We start from the raw sequence: 15,057 nt of genomic DNA, 5'->3' as shown, positions 1-15,057 counted from the left end.
CCGAAGAGCGCCGACTTTGGTCCTGTACGAGTACCCGTTCAACGAGGGCATCCGCACGATGCTGCGGCTCGAGCACCTGTTCGACCGGCTCGGGCAGCTCGTCGCACGCGACGCGCCGGTGGACCACCACTTCGCGCTGGCGACGATCTTCGAGATCATGGACGTCGCCTCGCGCGCCGATCTGAAGAGCGACCTGCTGAAGGAGCTGGAGCGCCACCGCGCCCAGCTGCAGTCCTACCGCGGCAACCCGCACATCTCCGAGGCCGCGCTCGACCAGATCGTCGGCCGCATCGACACCGCCTTCAGCGGCCTCAACCAGCTCCAGGGCAAGGCCGGCCAGGCGCTGCAGGGCAACGACTGGCTGATGGGCATCCGCAGCCGCATCGGCATCCCCGGCGGCACCTGCGAGTTCGACCTGCCCTCGTACTACGCCTGGCAGCAGCTCGACCCGGCCAGGCGCCGCGCCGACCTGATGGGCTGGATCGCGACGCTGTCGCCGCTGGCCGAGGCGCTGCAGGTGCTGCTGGGCCTGCTGCGCGACAGCGGCGTGGCCCAGCGGGTCGTCGCCGCCGGCGGCCAGTACCAGCAGAGCCTGCCGGCCGGGCGCACCTACCAGCTGATGCGCGTGCGCCTGGACGCCGCCGACGGCCTGGTGCCCGAGATGACCGGCCACCGGCTGATGGTCGGCGTGCGCCTGATGCGCCCCGACGCCGACGGCCGGCTGCGCCTGGCCGCCGAAGACCGCGACTTCGAGCTGACGCTCTGCGCCTGACCTGTCTCCCCTTCGTTTCCCCGTGACCGCTGCCCGCCTCGTCCCCTGCCCGGCCTGCAAGACGCCGACGCCGTATTCGCCGCAGAACCGCTGGCGCCCGTTCTGCAGCGAACGCTGCCGCAGCCTGGACCTGGGCGCCTGGGCCAGCGAGAGCTACCGCGTCGCCGCCGAGGCGCCGCCCGACGCCGGCGACGACACGCCGAGCCCGCCGACACGCCAATAACGCCCCGGCCGCTGTCGGCTTTGTCGCGAAGAGCACAGCCGGCCGACGCCCGACACCTTCCGCAAGTCCTTGATCCATAAGGGATCGAGGCATGGCACGGCTCTCGCAGTGCGGGCTCGTCCTCAACCGACGGGCCCGCCATGAGCCACACAGCCTTCATCTCGATCGGTGACCTGCGCCGCAGCCGGCCCGCCCTCGGCGACGCCGCGCCCGCCAGTGCTGGCGGCTGCAGCAGCAGCGGCGGTGCCGGCAAGTCCGGCTGCGGCTCCTCGGCCGGCCCCGAGGACATGCCGGCGGAGATCTGGGAGAAGGTCAAGAACCATCCCTGCTACTCCGAGGAAGCGCACCACCACTTCGCGCGCATGCACGTCGCGGTCGCCCCGGCCTGCAACATCCAGTGCCACTACTGCAACCGCAAGTACGACTGCAGCAACGAGAGCCGCCCCGGCGTCGTCAGCCAGAAGCTGACGCCCGAGCAGGCGGTGAAGAAGGTGCTGGCGGTGGCCAGCGCGATCCCGCAGATGACGGTGCTGGGCATCGCCGGCCCCGGCGACTCGCTGGCCAATCCGCAGAAGACCTTCGAGACCATGCGCCTGCTGCAGCAGCACGCGCCGGACATCAAGCTCTGCCTGTCGACCAACGGCCTGGCGCTGCCCGACTGGGTCGACGAGATCGTCAAGTACAACGTCGACCACGTCACGATCACGATCAACATGGTCGACCCGGCCGTGGGCGAGAAGATCTATCCCTGGATCTTCCATGACCACCGCCGCGTCACCGGCCTGGAAGCGGCGCGCATCCTGCACGAGCGGCAGATGCTGGGCCTGGAGATGCTCACCGCACGCGGCGTGCTGGTGAAGGTGAACTCGGTGCTGATCCCGGGCGTCAACGACGAGCACCTGATCGAGGTGAACAAGGCCGTCAAGGCACGCGGCGCCTTCCTGCACAACATCATGCCGCTGATCTCGGAGGCCGAGCACGGCACCTTCTACGGCCTCAACGGCCAGCGCGGCCCGACGGCGCAGGAGCTGAAGGCCGTGCAGGACGCCTGCGCCGGCGGCGCCAACCTGATGCGCCACTGCCGCCAGTGCCGCGCCGACGCCGTCGGCATGCTCGGCGAAGACCGCAGCGACGAGTTCACGCTCGAGAAGATCGAGGACCTGGCCGTCGTCTACGACCTGGACAAGCGCCGCGCCTACCAGCAGCAGGTCGAGCTGCAGCGCCAGGCCCAGCACCAGGCCAAGGTCGACGCGCTGGCCGCGGCTTTCGACACGCGCCTCGCCGACGACGGGCTGAAGGTGCTGGTCGCCGTGGCCAGCGAGAGCCAGGGCCGGGTCAACCAGCACTTCGGCCACGCCACCGAGTTCCAGATCTACGAGGTCGGCGCCGGCGCCGCGAGCTTCGTCGGCCACCGCCGCGTCGACCTGTACTGCCAGGGCGGCTACGGCGAGGACGAGCAGCTGCCGTCCATCGTCCAGGCGCTGGCCGACTGCCACGCGGTGCTGGTCGCCAAGATCGGCGCCTGCCCGCGCGACGAGCTGCAACGCGCCGGCATCGAGCCGGTGGACCGCTACGCCCACGAGTTCATCGAGAAGGCCGCGCTGGCCTGGTTCGCCGACTACCGCGAACGCATCGCCAGCGGCGCCGTCGTCCACCAGCCGCGCGGCGACGCGCGCCTGCGCCTGGGGGCCTTCACCGGCACCGCGGCGGCCTGATCCCGTCCCCTTCCCTGCCCCACGAGGAGAACCCCATGGCCCTGAAGATCATCGCCTCCATGTGCTCCGGCTGCTCGGCCTGCGAAGCCGAATGCCCGAACAACGCCATCCGCGAAAAGGGCGGCAGCTTCATCATCGATCCGGCCAAGTGCACCGAGTGCGAAGGCCACTTCGACGCCCCGCAGTGCATCGCCGTCTGCCCCGTCGACAACTGCATCAAGAAGGTCTGACGATGGGCGCGGCGAACGTCGTCGTCACCCCCGCCGCCGAGAAGTTCATGCGGCGATTGCTGCGCTTGTCGGAGCACCCGGCCGGCGGGTTCCGGCTGACGGTGACGCCGGGCGGCTGCTCGGGGCTGTCGAGCAGTTTCAGCCTCGACGCCGAGCCGCAGGATGGCGACGCCGTGCTCGACGTCAACGGCCTGCGTGTCTTCCTGCCCGCGGCCAGCGCCGCGCTGCTGGACGGCGTGACGGTCGACTTCGCCGACACGCCGACCTCCAGCGGCCTGCGTTTCCACGACCCGAGGCAGGCCGCCTGCGGCTGCTCCAGCGCCGGTGCGGCGCCGCCGGCGCAGGCCAGCGTGTCGCTGGACTCGCTGCGCCGCATCAGCCGCGCCTAGCGAGGCCGACATGGCGGACATCGTGCGCGACGACGACGAGGTCGAACTCGCGGGCCCGCCGCGTTTCGAGATCGGCGAACGCGTCGCCGCCCGCATCAAGGTGCGCAACGACGGCACTTTCGGCGGCCGCGACATCGGCGACGTGCTGGTCGAACGCGGCGACGTCGGCTACGTGCGCTCGGTCGGCAGCTTCCTGCAGCAGTACTACATCTACACCGTCGAGTTCGTCGCCAGCGGCCGCCAGGTCGGCATGCGCGCCAAGGAGCTGTGCACGCTCGACCATCTGCCGCCCGAGGTGCTGGCCCGGCTGGGCGAGCGCGCCGGCCAACTCGACGACCTGCGCTGAGGACCCACGATGCTCGACCCCCGCCTGCCGCGCTACCCCTGGGGCCTGGAAGTCCGGGCCGCCGTCGACCTCTACAACGACGGCTCGGTGCCCGACGCCGAAGAAGACCAGTTGCTGATCGTGCGTGGCGGCCCGGGCGAGATCGTCCAGGTCGGCCACCACGCCGAGGCCAACGTGCCGCTGTACATGGTCGACTTCGGCCTGTGCGTGCTCGGCTGCCTCGAGGAGGAGATCGTGCCGGCCACAGAAGCCGGGGCCGGCGGATGAACGCCGCCGTGCGCCGCCCGCCCGTCGACCGTGGCCCGCGGGCCGCCGTCGTCGCGCTGGACGCGGCGCGCATCGAGCGTGCGCTGGCTGCACGCAGCCGCTACCGCTACGTGCGCCCGCGCCTGGCGGCCGAAGGCGCGGGCTGGAAGATCCTCAGCGCCAACTGCTCGCGCAATGTCGACCCCGACGGCGGCGAGATCGCCATCGCCTGGTTCGAGCCCGACGGTTCCGGCCGCTGGCGGCTGCACGCGCGCGACCACGCCGAAGGCCGCTGGACGCTGGTCGGCGAGGGCCTGACGCTGGACGCCGCGCTGGCCCAGGTCTGCCACGACGAGACGCGGATCTTCTGGCCGTGAGCGTCTACCTCGACCACAACGCGACCACCGCGCCGGCGCCCGAAGCGGTGGCGGCGATGCTGCACGCGCTCGAAGTCGCCTGGGCCAACCCCTCGTCGACGCACGAGCCCGGCCAGCAGGCGCGGCGGCTGCTGGCCGACGCCCGCGCCCGCGTCGCCGCGTTCCTGGGCTGCCAGCCGGCGGAGCTGGTCTTCACCAGCGGCGCCACCGAAGCCAACCACAGCGCCGTGCACGCCGCGCTGGCGGCGACCCGCGGCACCGGGCGCCAGCGCCTCGTGCTGAGCAGCGTCGAACACCCGGGCCTGATGGCGCTGGCCGCGCGGCTGGAGGCCGAAGGCGTGCCGGTGACGCGCCTGCCGGTCGACGCCGACGGCCGCGTCGACCTGGACGCGGCGCGCGAAGCGATCGCCGCCGACGCCGCGCTGGTCAGCGTCATGGGCGCCAACAACGAGACCGGCGTGCGCATGCCGGTGGCCGAACTCGCCGAGCTGGCGCACGCCGCCGGCGCCCGGCTGCACGTCGACGCGACGCAGCTCGCCGGCAAGGCGGCGCTGGATTTCGCCGCGCTGGGCGCCGACCTGCTGAGCGTCTCGGCGCACAAGCTGCACGGGCCCAAGGGCGTCGGCGCACTCGTCGTGCGCAAAGGCTTCGCGCTGGCGCCGCTGCTGCCCGGGCGCCAGGAGCGCCACCGCCGCGGCGGCACCGAGAACCTGCCCGGCATCGCCGGCTTCGCCGCCGCCTGCGACCGCGCCGCGGCGACGCTGGCCGACGACCTGCCGCGCATCGCCGCGCTGCGCGACCGGCTCGAAGCCGGCTGCGCCACCCTGCCCGGCGTGCAGGTCTACGGCCGCCGCGCCGTGCGCGTGGTCAACACCTGCTGCCTGCGTTTCGGCACGCTGGACGCCGAACTCGTGCTCGGCCGGCTGGAGCGCGCCGGCGTCGTCGCCTCCTCGGGCGCGGCCTGCGCTGCTGGCGGCACGCAGCCATCGCACGTGCTGCTGGCGATGGGCGAGCCGGCCTTGCATGCGCGCGCCGCGCTGCGCTTCTCGCTCGGCCGCGACAGCACCGAAGCCGACGTGCAGCAGGCGCTGGACGCCGTGCACGCCGCCATCGCCCCCTTGCTGCAGGACGCCGTGGCGGCGGCCTGCCCCTGAATCCACGATTCCACGACTGGAGCCGACGATGAAAGTGATGATGCGCCGCAATTCCGCCGGGGTTCTCTCGGCCTACGTGCCGAAGAAGGACCTGGAGGAGCCCGTGGTCGCGCAGGAGAAGCCGGGCCTGTGGGGCGGCACCGTGACGCTGGCCAACGGCTGGGTGCTGTCGCTGCCCGAGATGGCCGAGACGACGACGCTGCCGATCACCGTCGAAGCCAAGAAGCTGGCGGAGGACTGATGGACGCTGCCACGCTCGCCGACGCGCTGGCGCTGGCCGAGGCGGCGCCCGACCTGCGGGCCGCCGCCACGCGGCTGCGCGAGCGCCTGGCGCCGCTGCGGGTCGTCGTCGTCGACGCCGTCGACCTGCGCGACGAGACGCCGGCCGCCGCCGGCGAACGCTGCGCGCTGTTTCTCGGCGCCTCCGACGGCCACTGCTGGCAGGTCACCGCCGACCCGGCGCAGGCCGCCGCCGTCTTCGTCGCCGCACGGCGCTGAACCGGAGAACCGCGATGAGTCACACGACGATCGACACGCTGCCCGAGGCCGTCGCCGCCGGCCTGGCCGCCGGCACGCTGTGCCCCTATCTCGGCCCCGGGCTGCTGGCGCTGTGCGACGGCCCGCGGCCGCCGGCCGACGCGCTGGCGCTGGCGGCGGTGCTGACGGCGCGCGTCTCGGTGCCAGCCAAGATCCGCAACCGGCTCACCGCCGCAGCGCAGTTCATCGAGAACTTCAAGCACCGCAAGACCCTGGTCAACACGATGGACCAGGCCTTCGCCGCGCCGGCCGCGCCGTCGGCGCTGCACCGCTGGCTGGCGGCGCTGCCGGCGCCGCTGATCGTCGACTGCTGGTACGACGACACGCTGCGCCGCGCGCTCGCCGCTCGGGACGACTGGGCCGAGGTGCAGGGCCTGTCGCAGAGCGAACACTTCGGCACCTGGACCGGCTGGTACGGCGCCGACGGCCACGCCGCCGACGCGCCGCTGGCGCCGCGCACCGTGTTCTACAAACCCTGGGGCGGACGCTCGCCGGCGTCCAACTACCTGATCTCGGACTCCGACTTCGTCGAGGTGCTGACCGAGATCGACATCCAGACGCCGATCCCGGCCGTCGTGCAGCAGCGCCGCGCGGCGCTGGGTTTCGTCTTCCTCGGCTGCCGCTTCGACGACCAGCTGCCGCGCGCCTTCGCGCGCCAGGTGATGAAGCGCAGCGCCGGGCCGCACTACGCCGTGCTGCCCGAGACGCCGACGCGCATGGAGCAGCGTTTCCTGGACGAGCAGGGCATCGTGCGCATCGCGCTGCCGCTGGCCGAGGTGGCCGAAGCGCTGACCGGCGTGCCGCAACCGGCCTGAGCCGTGTACCACCAGGCGCTGTACGCCATCGTGATGGACGCCGGCGCCGCCGTCGGCGACCTGACGCGGGCGATGCAGGGCGAAGACGAACTCTTCGCCAGCCCGCGCACGCTGGCCGCCGTCGAGGCCCAGTTGCTGACGATGGCCCACACGCTGGGCAACCTGACGCCGGTGCTGCGCGACAAGCTGGCGCTGGCCGACTGGGCCGGCTGGCAGGCGCTGCACGCGGCGCTGCGCGAAGGCCACGAGCCGCGCCGCGAAGCCGTCTGGTACGCGGTCAGCGCGCTGGTGCCGCAGACGATGGGGCTGCTGGCGGAGCTGCGGCGGCGGGAGCCGGTGTGGTTCGAGAACGGGTATTGAGGCGGGGCGCTTCGTCAGCGGCGGGGCCGCTTCTCGCGGCTCTCAGAGGTACTCGTCCTTCAGGCCCGCGGCGTCCGCCACCAACAACGTGAGCCGCCGGGCCTGTTCCGCCACGAAGCGGGCGATGCGCTGGACGAAGGCACGCTCGGCCGCGCCTTCGTAGGCGAGGTCTTCCGCCTGGGCCGCCGCCGCGGCTTCGGCCAGCCTGGCCAGCCGCTGGCCTTCCCGCCGCATCAGCTTGCGGTCGACGCCGCAGCGGGCGGCGAAGTCCGCCAACGCGAAGGGCGACAGCTCGGCGTGGTTGAACACGTCGCCGTAGGCCATGGCCAGCTCGGTGTCGAGCCCGTCGTACTGCAGCACGCTCACCAGGTCGTACCAGGGCGTCGGTTCCAGCAGGCCGCCCGGGCGCACGAAGAACGAGAAGTTCTTGCCGTGGGCGTCGCTGTTGCCGATCAGGAACTGGAACAGCGCCCAACGCAGCATGGCCAGCCGGGCGGCCGCCTTGTTGGCCGTGAGCTCGGCGCAGCCGAACAGGCGCTCGAAGCTGACGCCGTCGCGGATGTGGCGCACCGCCTCGGCGCTGCCCAGGTTGCGCTCGTACTTGTAGGCGACCGGCAGGTCGCAGGCCTGGCAGGCGTCGATGATGTGCCGGCGTCGAACCCGGGGTTGGCCGCCAGCGTTGTCGAGCTCGCGGTCGAAGCGCCGCACCACCAGCACCGGCCGGGGCGTGCGCAGCAGCCCGGCCTCGGCCGCCGGCAGGCCCATGCGGCGGGCCAGCGACAGGCAGAAGTGTTCATTGGCCGCCAGGTGCGGCGTCTTCGGGTTGCCGGTGTCGGGCTTGAGGATGTGCGTCGAAGCCAGGCGCGGCCCGTCCACCAGGAAGATCCGCCCGCCGTCGCCGAGCGGCCGGTCGAGATAGACCAGCAGCTTGTCCTGCAGGCCGGCCACCGACATGCGGACCTTGCCGTCCCACACCGTCAGCGGCACGTGCTCGCGTTCGGCGATGCGCCGGTCGAGTTCCTGGCGGGAGACTTCTCGCAGCACGGCATCGCCCGCCGGCTGCGCCGCCGCAGCGTCACCCGTGAAGCGCAGCGCGCCCGCCGTCTCGGTGCCCAGGGCCCAGATGAGACCGAAGACGTTGGTCCTGGCCAGGCCGTTGTAGGCGACCGCCACGTCCAGCGCCCGGCCTTCGGGCAGCAGGTGCTCGATGAAACGTTTGATGGACGCGGACGGGTAGTCGGCCGGCGGACGCGTCAACGGCAGCGCCGGTGACAGCGGGTAGGACCGGGCGTCGGCGACCCAAGGCTCGGCATAACTCAGGCTCCAGCGGTCGTCGCGTCCCTCGTGTTCGACGGTGGCCACCCGGGTCTCGTCCGCCCAGACGTGCAGTGCGTGGGTCATGCTGACGGCCTCACGGCTTGCTGTCGCGGGCGGGCGCGGACGGGCTGTGGCTGGCCGCCTCCCGGGCCCAGGGGTGCTCCTTGGGCAGCACCATCAGCGCCAGGCCCAGACCGTCGAGCACGGCCAGCGCCTTGTCCAGGCGCACCGAGCCTTGGCCGTTCTCGAGCCGGGACATCAGGTCCACCGAGACGCCCAACAGACCGGCGGCATCGTCGATGCGCAGCGACTGCGACTTGCGGCGCTCGCGCACGACCGGGCCCAGCTCGGGAGCGGAGTTCAGGAGGACCGGGCTGCGACTGGAGGTGTCGGTCATTTCGGAGTTCCAGTGGGGAGCCCCGGCGAGCGGGCCTCCGTGACGGAATTTCTGCTACTCCGAAATCTTAGCGGTCCTGCGGCCGCTCATCCACCACAGTTTCGGCAAATCAGAAACCGTTGGTCCGGATGGCGCACCAGGTGACATGTTTCTGTTATTCCGAAGCACGTTTCCATCGGGAGACAGCCCTCCCGCCTGTCTTCTCACTGTCCGCGAACACAGCGGTCCCGCGTCCACCGCCTCTTCACTTCAACACCTTCGCCCTCTCCCCCGCGCTGTAGTGGCTGAAGTGCCCCTCCTTCGCCGCCGCCCGGCGCGCCAGCGCCAGCTTGCCGGCGGTCTGGCCGTGCGGCGCGATGCGCGACACCAGGCGTTCGGGTTCGCCGGCGCCGCATTGCGGGCACGACGGCACGGTGCTGCTGCGCACCAGCAGTTCAAACTCGTGGCTGCAGGCGGGGCAGCGGTATTCGTAGATCGGCATCGCGGTCTCCAGGATCAGGATTCGGGGCTCGCGCAGTGGCCGCTGGGCGAGACACAGACGTCCAGCCGGCCGGGCGGTGCGTCGGGCAGGCCGACGAAGGCGTGCACCTCGGCGGTGTCGAAGCCGACCAGCGTCGCGCCGTCTTCGCGGCGCAGCAGCGGGCGGCGGATCAGCAGCGGCTCGGCCAGCAGCAGCGCCAGCGCGGCCTCGGCGTTCACCGCGTCGGGGTCGAGTTCGCCGCTCTTGATGCGCGGCGCCGAGCGGTTGAACCACGCCGCCGGCGGCAGCGGCGCCAGGAAGGCGAGCAGCGTCTCGCGTGTCCAGGGCTCGGCCAGCAGGTTGCGCCGCTCCAGCGTGTGGCCGGCGGCTTCCAGCGCGGCGCGCTGGCGCGCATTGCCGCCGCAGCCCGGTTTCTCGAAGAAGGTGATGTGGGCCATCGTTCGGTCCTCGTGTCAGCGCGGCGGGTCCAGCGCCAGCGCCGTGAGCGCGCTGGCCTGTTCGACGACCGCGTGGCGGATGTCGGGTTTCAGACGTGTCAGCCACTCGCGTGGCAAGCGGCTGGCGCCGCAGCGGGCGCCGGCCAGCATGCCGACCAGCGCGCCGTTGGTGTCGGCGTCCTCGCCCTGGTTGACGCAGTCGACCAGCGCGTCCTCGAAGCCTTCACGCGTGCTGAAGTAGTGCAGCACGGTCTGCATCGTGTCGACGACGTAGGCGCTGGCACGGCCGCGGTAGGGCGTGAAGCGGAACTTGGGGTGCGCATCGACGATCGCGGCGATGCGTTCGGCGCTCTGCGCCGGGCCATCGCCGAGCAGCAGGCCCTGCAGCAGCCGGCCCAGCGCCAGCGTCGCGGCGTCGGACAGCGCGTGGTGGTGGGTGACCCGCGCCTGGGCCAGCGAGACACGCTCGAACAAGGCCTCGTCGCCCAGCGTCGCCAGCGCCACCGGCAGGTTGCGCATCGCCGCGCCGTTGCCGCCGTCGCCTTCGTTGTACGGGCCTTCGAGCGAACCGTCGGCCAGATAACGCTGGATGCCGCGGCGGCAGGTGTTGCCGCAGTCCACCGGCTTGGAACGCAGCCAGCCGACGAAGGCCTCGGCGACCAGCCGCGTGTCCCAGGGCCGGCCTTCGGCGGCGCCGCGCAGCAGCGCCGCGCCGAGTGCCAGGCTCATCGTCGTGTCGTCGGTGACGTCGCCGGGTTTCAGCTTGAGCCAGCCGCCGCCGACGATGCGCCGGTGCACGCCCCAGCGGTGCACGATCTCGCGCGGTGTCATGAACTCGACCGTCGCGCCCAGCGCGTCGCCCAGCGCCAGCCCGAGGTAGGCGCCGAGCGCACGGTCGGCCACCGCGGCGAGGCCGCCGGCCGCGGCGATGCGCCCGGCCAGGTCCTCACTCATAACTCACCTTCAGGTCGTAGAGGCCGCCGATGGCCAGCACCTCGCCTTCAGCCTGCAGCGAGCGTGTGCTCAGCACGCCGGGTGCCAGCAGCAGCTTGCACAAGGGCACCCGCGCCTCGAACACCCAGTCGCCGAAGCAGCCCGCCTGCTCGCGCGAACGCGTGAACGAGACGATGTTGTTCAGCCGCACCGTGCAGCGGCGCTCGCGCAGCGAGCCGGCGACGATCTGCTCCTCGACGTTGGAACTGCCGCGCCACAGCGTGACGTGCGGGCCTGCGCCCATCAGCTCGAAGCGCGCCAGCATCCACTGGCAGTACTCGAACACCAGGTCCAGTTGCTGCCAGATGCAGTTGTTGTGGAAGCGGCTGCCGGCCTTCTCCTCGAGGTAGCGCATCCAGGCCGGCGACGGGTAGCGCGCCAGCGCCTCGCGGTGGTAGGTGGGCGCCAGCCCGAAGCGGCTCTCGACCCAGCCCTTCAGCACCGCGCCGGCCGGGCTGTTGCTGTCCAGCACCCAGCCCTGCATCAGCTTCAGGTAGCTGGTGCGCCAGCGGCGGCGCTCGGCCTCGCCGGCGTCGGCCGCCGGCGTGCCGAGGCCGAAGCCCAGGCTCATGTAGTGCTGGAAGACCTCGCGCGCCTGCTCGGCGTCGGGGCAGCGGCCGAGCAGCGCGAACAGCCCCGGCTGCGTCTCGCGCGCACCCGCGATGCGCAACGGCTGCGGGTGCGCGTTGAAGGCGAGACTGGCCAGCACCGGCGCCGGGATGCCGACCAGGTTGGTCGTGTACCAGCGCTCCGGATGCGGGTCGTGGGCGTCGGCGGCGGCCACCGAACGCAGGCTCAGACCGGGCGGTTCTCGTACGGGTTGCGCACCGGGCCCATCAGCGCCAGGCCTTCCTCGTAGCTGATCTTCGGGAAGCTGTCCTTGAAGGCCAGCGCACGTTCGGTGACGGCGTCGGTCTTGCCGGCGGTGTCCAGGCGCTTGAGCTCGGTCTTCTCGAGGTACAGCAGCTCGAGCATCTCGTTGTAGACCGTGGCCTCGTCGATCGGCAGCACGTAGAAGGTGGCGCCGCCGTACTCGACCTGGTAGCGCTTGGACAGGTCGATGTTGTCGCAGAACAGGAAGTACTTGCCCTGGGGCGACAGCGTCTCGCCCAGCACCTCGGCCAGCAGCTTCAGGTATTCGAAGGACAGCAGGAAGCCGCAGAGGAAACCGATCTGCGACTCGCCGGCGTTGGCCGCGGCGATGACCTGCTCGCAGGCGATCTCGGGCGGGCGCGCCTCGTCGGCCAGCTTGGCCTGGAACTTCAGCGCCAGGTCACCGCGAAAGCCGAAACGGCCGGCCTTGTGCGTCGGCGCCTTCAGCACGCTGTTGAAGAGGCGGCCTTCGGCTTCGAGGCGGGCGAAAGCGGTGTCTTGGATCGAGAGGGTCATCGGGATCTCCGCAATTGGAAAGGTCGAACGGGAACCGGTGGGCACCGCCTACGGCGGCCTGGACATCGACCACAAGACAGCAACACCCGTACCACGCCATTGCAGGCCCGGTTTCGTCGTGAACCTCACGCGGCGGACGCCATTTCGCCCCCGACGAATGCCACGCGCGTCCCGGCTTTGTCGTGTTTCGGACATTCGACACCGGGGCCACGAAGAGCCGCCAATCGAGATGTTTTTCCTTTCACGACAAGCACTTAGGCGATTTGCACGGGGTTGGCACGGCGGTTGCGATGCGCTGGCTGCGCTTCAATGCCCGCCGGCCCGAAGGCACCTCCTAGAAGAAAACCCAGCAGTCGAAGGCGGCAAGGAATTCGCGAACAGGCTTTCGCAGCCACTCGTTGATTCGTCTCGACCCCAAAGCTCACTACCTAACGGAGTTCAACCCATGAGCAAGCTTCGGCAGATCGCCTTCTACGGCAAGGGTGGCATCGGCAAGTCCACCACCTCGCAGAACACCCTCGCGGCGCTGGCCGAGATGGGCCAGAAGATCCTCATCGTCGGCTGCGACCCCAAGGCCGACTCGACCCGCCTGATCCTGCACGCCAAGGCGCAGGACACGGTGCTGTCGCTGGCCGCCGAGGCCGGCTCGGTGGAGGACCTCGAACTCGAGGACGTCCTCAAGATCGGTTTCCGCGGCATCAAGTGCGTGGAGTCCGGCGGCCCGGAACCGGGCGTCGGCTGCGCCGGCCGCGGCGTCATCACCTCGATCAACTTCCTCGAGGAGAACGGCGCCTATGACGACGTCGACTACGTCAGCTACGACGTGCTGGGCGACGTGGTCTGCGGCGGCTTCGCGATGCCGATCCGCGAGAACAAGGCGCAGGAGATCTACATCGTCATGTCCGGCGAGATGATGGCCATGTACGCGGCCAACAACATCTCCAAGGGCATCCTGAAGTACGCCAACTCGGGCGGCGTGCGCCTGGGCGGCCTGATCTGCAACGAGCGCAAGACCGACAAGGAATACGAGCTCGCCGAAGCGCTGGCCAAGCGCCTGGGCACCAAGCTCATCCACTTCGTGCCGCGCAACAACGTCGTGCAGCACGCCGAGCTGCGCCGCATGACGGTCGTCGAGTACGACCCGAACTGCGCCCAGGCCCAGGAGTACCGCACCCTGGCCAACAAGGTGCACGCCAACGCCGGCAACGGCGTCATCCCGACCCCGATCACGATGGACGAGCTCGAAGACCTGCTGATGGAGTTCGGGATCATGAGCAAGGAAGACGAGTCCATCGTCGGCAAGACCGCGGCCCAAGCAGCGGCCTGATACAGGCCCTGCGGCACCGGGCACGCCCCGGTGCCGGGCCGCCCACCCTGCCCACGGAGAACGACCCATGACCATGACCGCTGAAGAGCGCAAGGCCGCCAACAAGGCCTTGATCGACGAAGTGCTGAAGGCCTATCCGGACAAGATGGCCAAGAAGCGCGCCAAGCACCTGAACGCCTACGAAGAGGGCCGTCCCGACTGCGGGGTGAAGTCCAACATCAAGTCGCTGCCCGGCGTGATGACGATCCGCGGCTGCGCCTACGCCGGCTCCAAGGGCGTGGTGTGGGGCCCGATCAAGGACATGGTGCACATCAGCCACGGCCCGGTGGGCTGCGGCCAGTACTCCTGGGCCTCGCGCCGCAACTACTACGTCGGCATCACCGGGGTCGACAGCTTCGGCACGATGCAGTTCACGTCCGACTTCCAGGAGAAGGACATCGTCTTCGGCGGCGACAAGAAGCTCGAGAAGATCATCGACGAGATCGAGGAGCTGTTCCCGCTGAACAAGGGCATCTCGATCCAGAGCGAGTGCCCGATCGGCCTGATCGGCGACGACATCGAGGCCGTCAGCAAGAAGAAGAGCAAGGAGATGGACGGCAAGACCATCATCCCGGTGCGCTGCGAAGGCTTCCGCGGCGTCAGCCAGTCGCTGGGCCACCACATCGCCAACGACGCGATCCGCGACTGGGTCTTCGACAAGACCGACCCGGGCAAGTACGCCGAGTTCGTCTCCACGCCCTACGACGTGGCGATCATCGGCGACTACAACATCGGCGGCGACGCCTGGTCCAGCCGCATCCTGCTGGAGGAGATCGGCCTGCGCGTCATCGCCCAGTGGTCCGGCGACGGCACGATCGCCGAGCTGGAGAACACGCCCAAGGCCAAGCTCAACGTCCTGCACTGCTACCGGTCGATGAACTACATCAGCCGGCACATGGAGGAGAAGTACGGCGTGCCCTGGGTCGAATACAACTTCTTCGGCCCGACGCAGATCGAGAAGAGCCTGCGCGAGATCGCCAGCCACTTCGACGACACGATCAAGGCCAACGCCGAGCGCGTGATCGCCAAGTACCGGCCGATGGTCGACGCCGTCATCGCCAAGTACAAGCCGCGCCTGGACGGCAAGAAGGTGATGCTCTACGTCGGCGGCCTGCGTCCGCGCCACGTCATCGGGGCCTACGAGGACCTGGGCATGGAGATCTGCGGCACCGGCTACGAGTTCGCCCACAACGACGACTACCAGCGCACCACCCACTACATCAAGGACGGCACGCTGATCTACGACGACGTGACGGGCTACGAGTTCGAGAAGTTCGTCGAGCGCGTGCAGCCGGACCTGATCGGCTCGGGCATCAAGGAGAAGTACGTCTTCCAGAAGATGGGCCTGCCGTTCCGGCAGATGCACAGCTGGGACTACTCCGGCCCCTACCACGGCTACGACGGCTTCGCCATCTTCGCCCGTGACATGGACATCGCGATCAGCTCGCCGGTCTGGGGTCTCGCCAAGGGCGCGCCCTGGAAGAAAGCGGCCTGAGCCCGCCACCGCATCAAG

The 15,057-nt window shown here is 70.4% G+C and carries 22 protein-coding genes; 15 read left to right on the top strand and 7 right to left on the bottom strand.

All coding sequences use genetic code 11. The features are described 5' to 3' along the window. The first annotated feature begins 16 nt into the window (after positions 1–16). From zapD to G5B56_RS16605, 13 genes are all read left to right on the top strand, one after another. Entirely contained in the window at positions 17–772 is a 756-nt protein-coding gene (gene zapD / locus G5B56_RS16665; RefSeq protein ID WP_009857526.1) for a cell division protein ZapD, read from the top strand. A 22-nt stretch (positions 773–794) separates the two neighbouring features. Further along, positions 795–995, top strand: coding sequence for a DNA gyrase inhibitor YacG (locus G5B56_RS16660; RefSeq protein WP_164963944.1), 201 nt, complete (start codon positions 795–797; stop codon positions 993–995). Between the two features lie 140 nt (positions 996–1,135). Further along, a complete protein-coding gene (nifB, locus tag G5B56_RS16655) occupies positions 1,136–2,710 on the top strand; it encodes a nitrogenase cofactor biosynthesis protein NifB (protein WP_164963943.1) in 1,575 nt (524 codons plus the stop codon). Positions 2,711–2,745: 35 nt separating this feature from the next. Beyond that, positions 2,746–2,940, top strand: coding sequence for a 4Fe-4S binding protein (locus G5B56_RS16650; protein ID WP_009857523.1), 195 nt, complete (start codon positions 2,746–2,748; stop codon positions 2,938–2,940). Positions 2,941–2,942: 2 nt separating this feature from the next. Beyond that, the gene (locus G5B56_RS16645; protein ID WP_164963942.1) at positions 2,943–3,329 is read left to right on the top strand and encodes an iron-sulfur cluster assembly accessory protein; all 387 of its coding nucleotides are present in this window, start codon (positions 2,943–2,945) and stop codon (positions 3,327–3,329) included. Between the two features lie 10 nt (positions 3,330–3,339). Beyond that, on the top strand, positions 3,340–3,675 hold the full coding sequence (locus G5B56_RS16640; protein WP_164963941.1) for a nitrogen fixation protein NifZ: 336 nt from the start codon (positions 3,340–3,342) through the stop codon (positions 3,673–3,675). A 9-nt stretch (positions 3,676–3,684) separates the two neighbouring features. Further along, complete coding sequence (locus G5B56_RS16635; protein WP_009857520.1) at positions 3,685–3,942, top strand: nitrogen fixation protein NifZ; 258 nt, start codon at positions 3,685–3,687, stop codon at positions 3,940–3,942. A gap of 8 nt (positions 3,943–3,950) precedes the next feature. Continuing rightward, positions 3,951–4,298: a hypothetical protein gene (locus tag G5B56_RS16630; RefSeq protein WP_404947963.1), complete on the top strand. Its 348-nt coding sequence runs from the start codon at positions 3,951–3,953 to the stop codon at positions 4,296–4,298. Continuing rightward, positions 4,295–5,452 (top strand): cysteine desulfurase family protein, encoded by a 1,158-nt coding sequence (locus tag G5B56_RS16625; protein ID WP_164963939.1) that lies wholly within the window; start codon positions 4,295–4,297, stop codon positions 5,450–5,452. The genes G5B56_RS16630 and G5B56_RS16625 overlap by 4 nt, the downstream gene beginning before the upstream one ends. Positions 5,453–5,480: 28 nt before the next feature. Then, complete coding sequence (gene nifT / locus G5B56_RS16620) at positions 5,481–5,693, top strand: putative nitrogen fixation protein NifT (RefSeq protein ID WP_029718542.1); 213 nt, start codon at positions 5,481–5,483, stop codon at positions 5,691–5,693. Beyond that, positions 5,693–5,950: a hypothetical protein gene (locus G5B56_RS16615; RefSeq protein ID WP_009857516.1), complete on the top strand. Its 258-nt coding sequence runs from the start codon at positions 5,693–5,695 to the stop codon at positions 5,948–5,950. Before nifT ends, G5B56_RS16615 begins: the two co-directional genes overlap by 1 nt. A 14-nt stretch (positions 5,951–5,964) precedes the next feature. Next, complete coding sequence (locus G5B56_RS16610) at positions 5,965–6,804, top strand: SIR2 family protein (RefSeq protein WP_164963938.1); 840 nt, start codon at positions 5,965–5,967, stop codon at positions 6,802–6,804. Positions 6,805–6,807: 3 nt separating this feature from the next. Next, positions 6,808–7,164 (top strand): hypothetical protein, encoded by a 357-nt coding sequence (locus G5B56_RS16605; RefSeq protein ID WP_164963937.1) that lies wholly within the window; start codon positions 6,808–6,810, stop codon positions 7,162–7,164. 42 nt (positions 7,165–7,206) lie between these two features. Here the strand turns inward: G5B56_RS16605 and G5B56_RS16600 are convergent, their stop codons facing one another. From G5B56_RS16600 to G5B56_RS16570, 7 genes are all read right to left on the bottom strand, one after another. After that, on the bottom strand, positions 7,207–8,565 hold the full coding sequence (locus G5B56_RS16600; RefSeq protein ID WP_164963936.1) for a HipA domain-containing protein: 1,359 nt from the start codon (positions 8,563–8,565) through the stop codon (positions 7,207–7,209). 10 nt (positions 8,566–8,575) lie between these two features. Further along, positions 8,576–8,878, bottom strand: coding sequence for a helix-turn-helix domain-containing protein (locus G5B56_RS16595; RefSeq protein ID WP_164963935.1), 303 nt, complete (start codon positions 8,876–8,878; stop codon positions 8,576–8,578). A 244-nt stretch (positions 8,879–9,122) separates the two neighbouring features. Beyond that, positions 9,123–9,359: a zinc ribbon domain-containing protein gene (locus G5B56_RS16590; RefSeq protein WP_009857511.1), complete on the bottom strand. Its 237-nt coding sequence runs from the start codon at positions 9,357–9,359 to the stop codon at positions 9,123–9,125. 14 nt (positions 9,360–9,373) lie between these two features. Beyond that, a complete protein-coding gene (locus tag G5B56_RS16585) occupies positions 9,374–9,796 on the bottom strand; it encodes an ArsC/Spx/MgsR family protein (protein WP_164963934.1) in 423 nt (140 codons plus the stop codon). Positions 9,797–9,811: 15 nt separating this feature from the next. After that, positions 9,812–10,750, bottom strand: coding sequence for an ADP-ribosyl-[dinitrogen reductase] hydrolase (draG, locus tag G5B56_RS16580; RefSeq protein WP_164963933.1), 939 nt, complete (start codon positions 10,748–10,750; stop codon positions 9,812–9,814). Next, positions 10,743–11,573 (bottom strand): NAD(+)--dinitrogen-reductase ADP-D-ribosyltransferase, encoded by an 831-nt coding sequence (locus tag G5B56_RS16575; protein WP_164963932.1) that lies wholly within the window; start codon positions 11,571–11,573, stop codon positions 10,743–10,745. The genes draG and G5B56_RS16575 overlap by 8 nt, the downstream gene beginning before the upstream one ends. 11 nt (positions 11,574–11,584) lie before the next feature. Further along, positions 11,585–12,178 carry a hypothetical protein gene (locus G5B56_RS16570; protein ID WP_164963931.1) on the bottom strand — a complete coding sequence of 198 codons (594 nt, stop codon included), beginning with the start codon at positions 12,176–12,178 and terminating at the stop codon, positions 11,585–11,587. Between the two features lie 445 nt (positions 12,179–12,623). Between G5B56_RS16570 and nifH the strand changes: the two genes are divergently transcribed. Together nifH and nifD are read left to right on the top strand one after the other, a co-directional pair. Beyond that, positions 12,624–13,505, top strand: coding sequence for a nitrogenase iron protein (gene nifH / locus G5B56_RS16565; protein WP_009857506.1), 882 nt, complete (start codon positions 12,624–12,626; stop codon positions 13,503–13,505). A 67-nt stretch (positions 13,506–13,572) separates the two neighbouring features. Continuing rightward, complete coding sequence (gene nifD / locus G5B56_RS16560) at positions 13,573–15,039, top strand: nitrogenase molybdenum-iron protein alpha chain (protein ID WP_009857505.1); 1,467 nt, start codon at positions 13,573–13,575, stop codon at positions 15,037–15,039. The last annotated feature ends 18 nt before the right edge of the window (positions 15,040–15,057 follow it).

Origin of the sequence: Rubrivivax sp. JA1026 (assembly GCF_011065555.1) — a bacterium.
GTDB lineage: Bacteria > Pseudomonadota > Gammaproteobacteria > Burkholderiales > Burkholderiaceae_C > Rubrivivax > Rubrivivax benzoatilyticus.
Note: the sequence above shows the minus strand (reverse complement) of the source record. Positions and strands in the feature narration are given on the sequence as shown.

Excerpts from the sequence above, each read along its gene's own strand:
- nifB (WP_164963943.1), top strand. The coding sequence starts at position 1,136 with ATGAGCCACACAGCCTTCATCTCGATCGGTGACCTGCGCCGCAGCCGG.
- G5B56_RS16650 (WP_009857523.1), top strand. The coding sequence starts at position 2,746 with ATGGCCCTGAAGATCATCGCCTCCATGTGCTCCGGCTGCTCGGCCTGC.
- G5B56_RS16645 (WP_164963942.1), top strand. The coding sequence starts at position 2,943 with ATGGGCGCGGCGAACGTCGTCGTCACCCCCGCCGCCGAGAAGTTCATG.
- G5B56_RS16640 (WP_164963941.1), top strand. The coding sequence starts at position 3,340 with ATGGCGGACATCGTGCGCGACGACGACGAGGTCGAACTCGCGGGCCCG.
- G5B56_RS16635 (WP_009857520.1), top strand. The coding sequence starts at position 3,685 with ATGCTCGACCCCCGCCTGCCGCGCTACCCCTGGGGCCTGGAAGTCCGG.
- nifT (WP_029718542.1), top strand. The coding sequence starts at position 5,481 with ATGAAAGTGATGATGCGCCGCAATTCCGCCGGGGTTCTCTCGGCCTAC.
- G5B56_RS16615 (WP_009857516.1), top strand. The coding sequence starts at position 5,693 with ATGGACGCTGCCACGCTCGCCGACGCGCTGGCGCTGGCCGAGGCGGCG.
- G5B56_RS16610 (WP_164963938.1), top strand. The coding sequence starts at position 5,965 with ATGAGTCACACGACGATCGACACGCTGCCCGAGGCCGTCGCCGCCGGC.
- G5B56_RS16600 (WP_164963936.1), bottom strand. The coding sequence starts at position 8,565 with ATGACCCACGCACTGCACGTCTGGGCGGACGAGACCCGGGTGGCCACC.
- G5B56_RS16595 (WP_164963935.1), bottom strand. The coding sequence starts at position 8,878 with ATGACCGACACCTCCAGTCGCAGCCCGGTCCTCCTGAACTCCGCTCCC.
- G5B56_RS16590 (WP_009857511.1), bottom strand. The coding sequence starts at position 9,359 with ATGCCGATCTACGAATACCGCTGCCCCGCCTGCAGCCACGAGTTTGAA.
- G5B56_RS16585 (WP_164963934.1), bottom strand. The coding sequence starts at position 9,796 with ATGGCCCACATCACCTTCTTCGAGAAACCGGGCTGCGGCGGCAATGCG.
- draG (WP_164963933.1), bottom strand. The coding sequence starts at position 10,750 with ATGAGTGAGGACCTGGCCGGGCGCATCGCCGCGGCCGGCGGCCTCGCC.
- G5B56_RS16570 (WP_164963931.1), bottom strand. The coding sequence starts at position 12,178 with ATGACCCTCTCGATCCAAGACACCGCTTTCGCCCGCCTCGAAGCCGAA.
- nifH (WP_009857506.1), top strand. The coding sequence starts at position 12,624 with ATGAGCAAGCTTCGGCAGATCGCCTTCTACGGCAAGGGTGGCATCGGC.
- nifD (WP_009857505.1), top strand. The coding sequence starts at position 13,573 with ATGACCATGACCGCTGAAGAGCGCAAGGCCGCCAACAAGGCCTTGATC.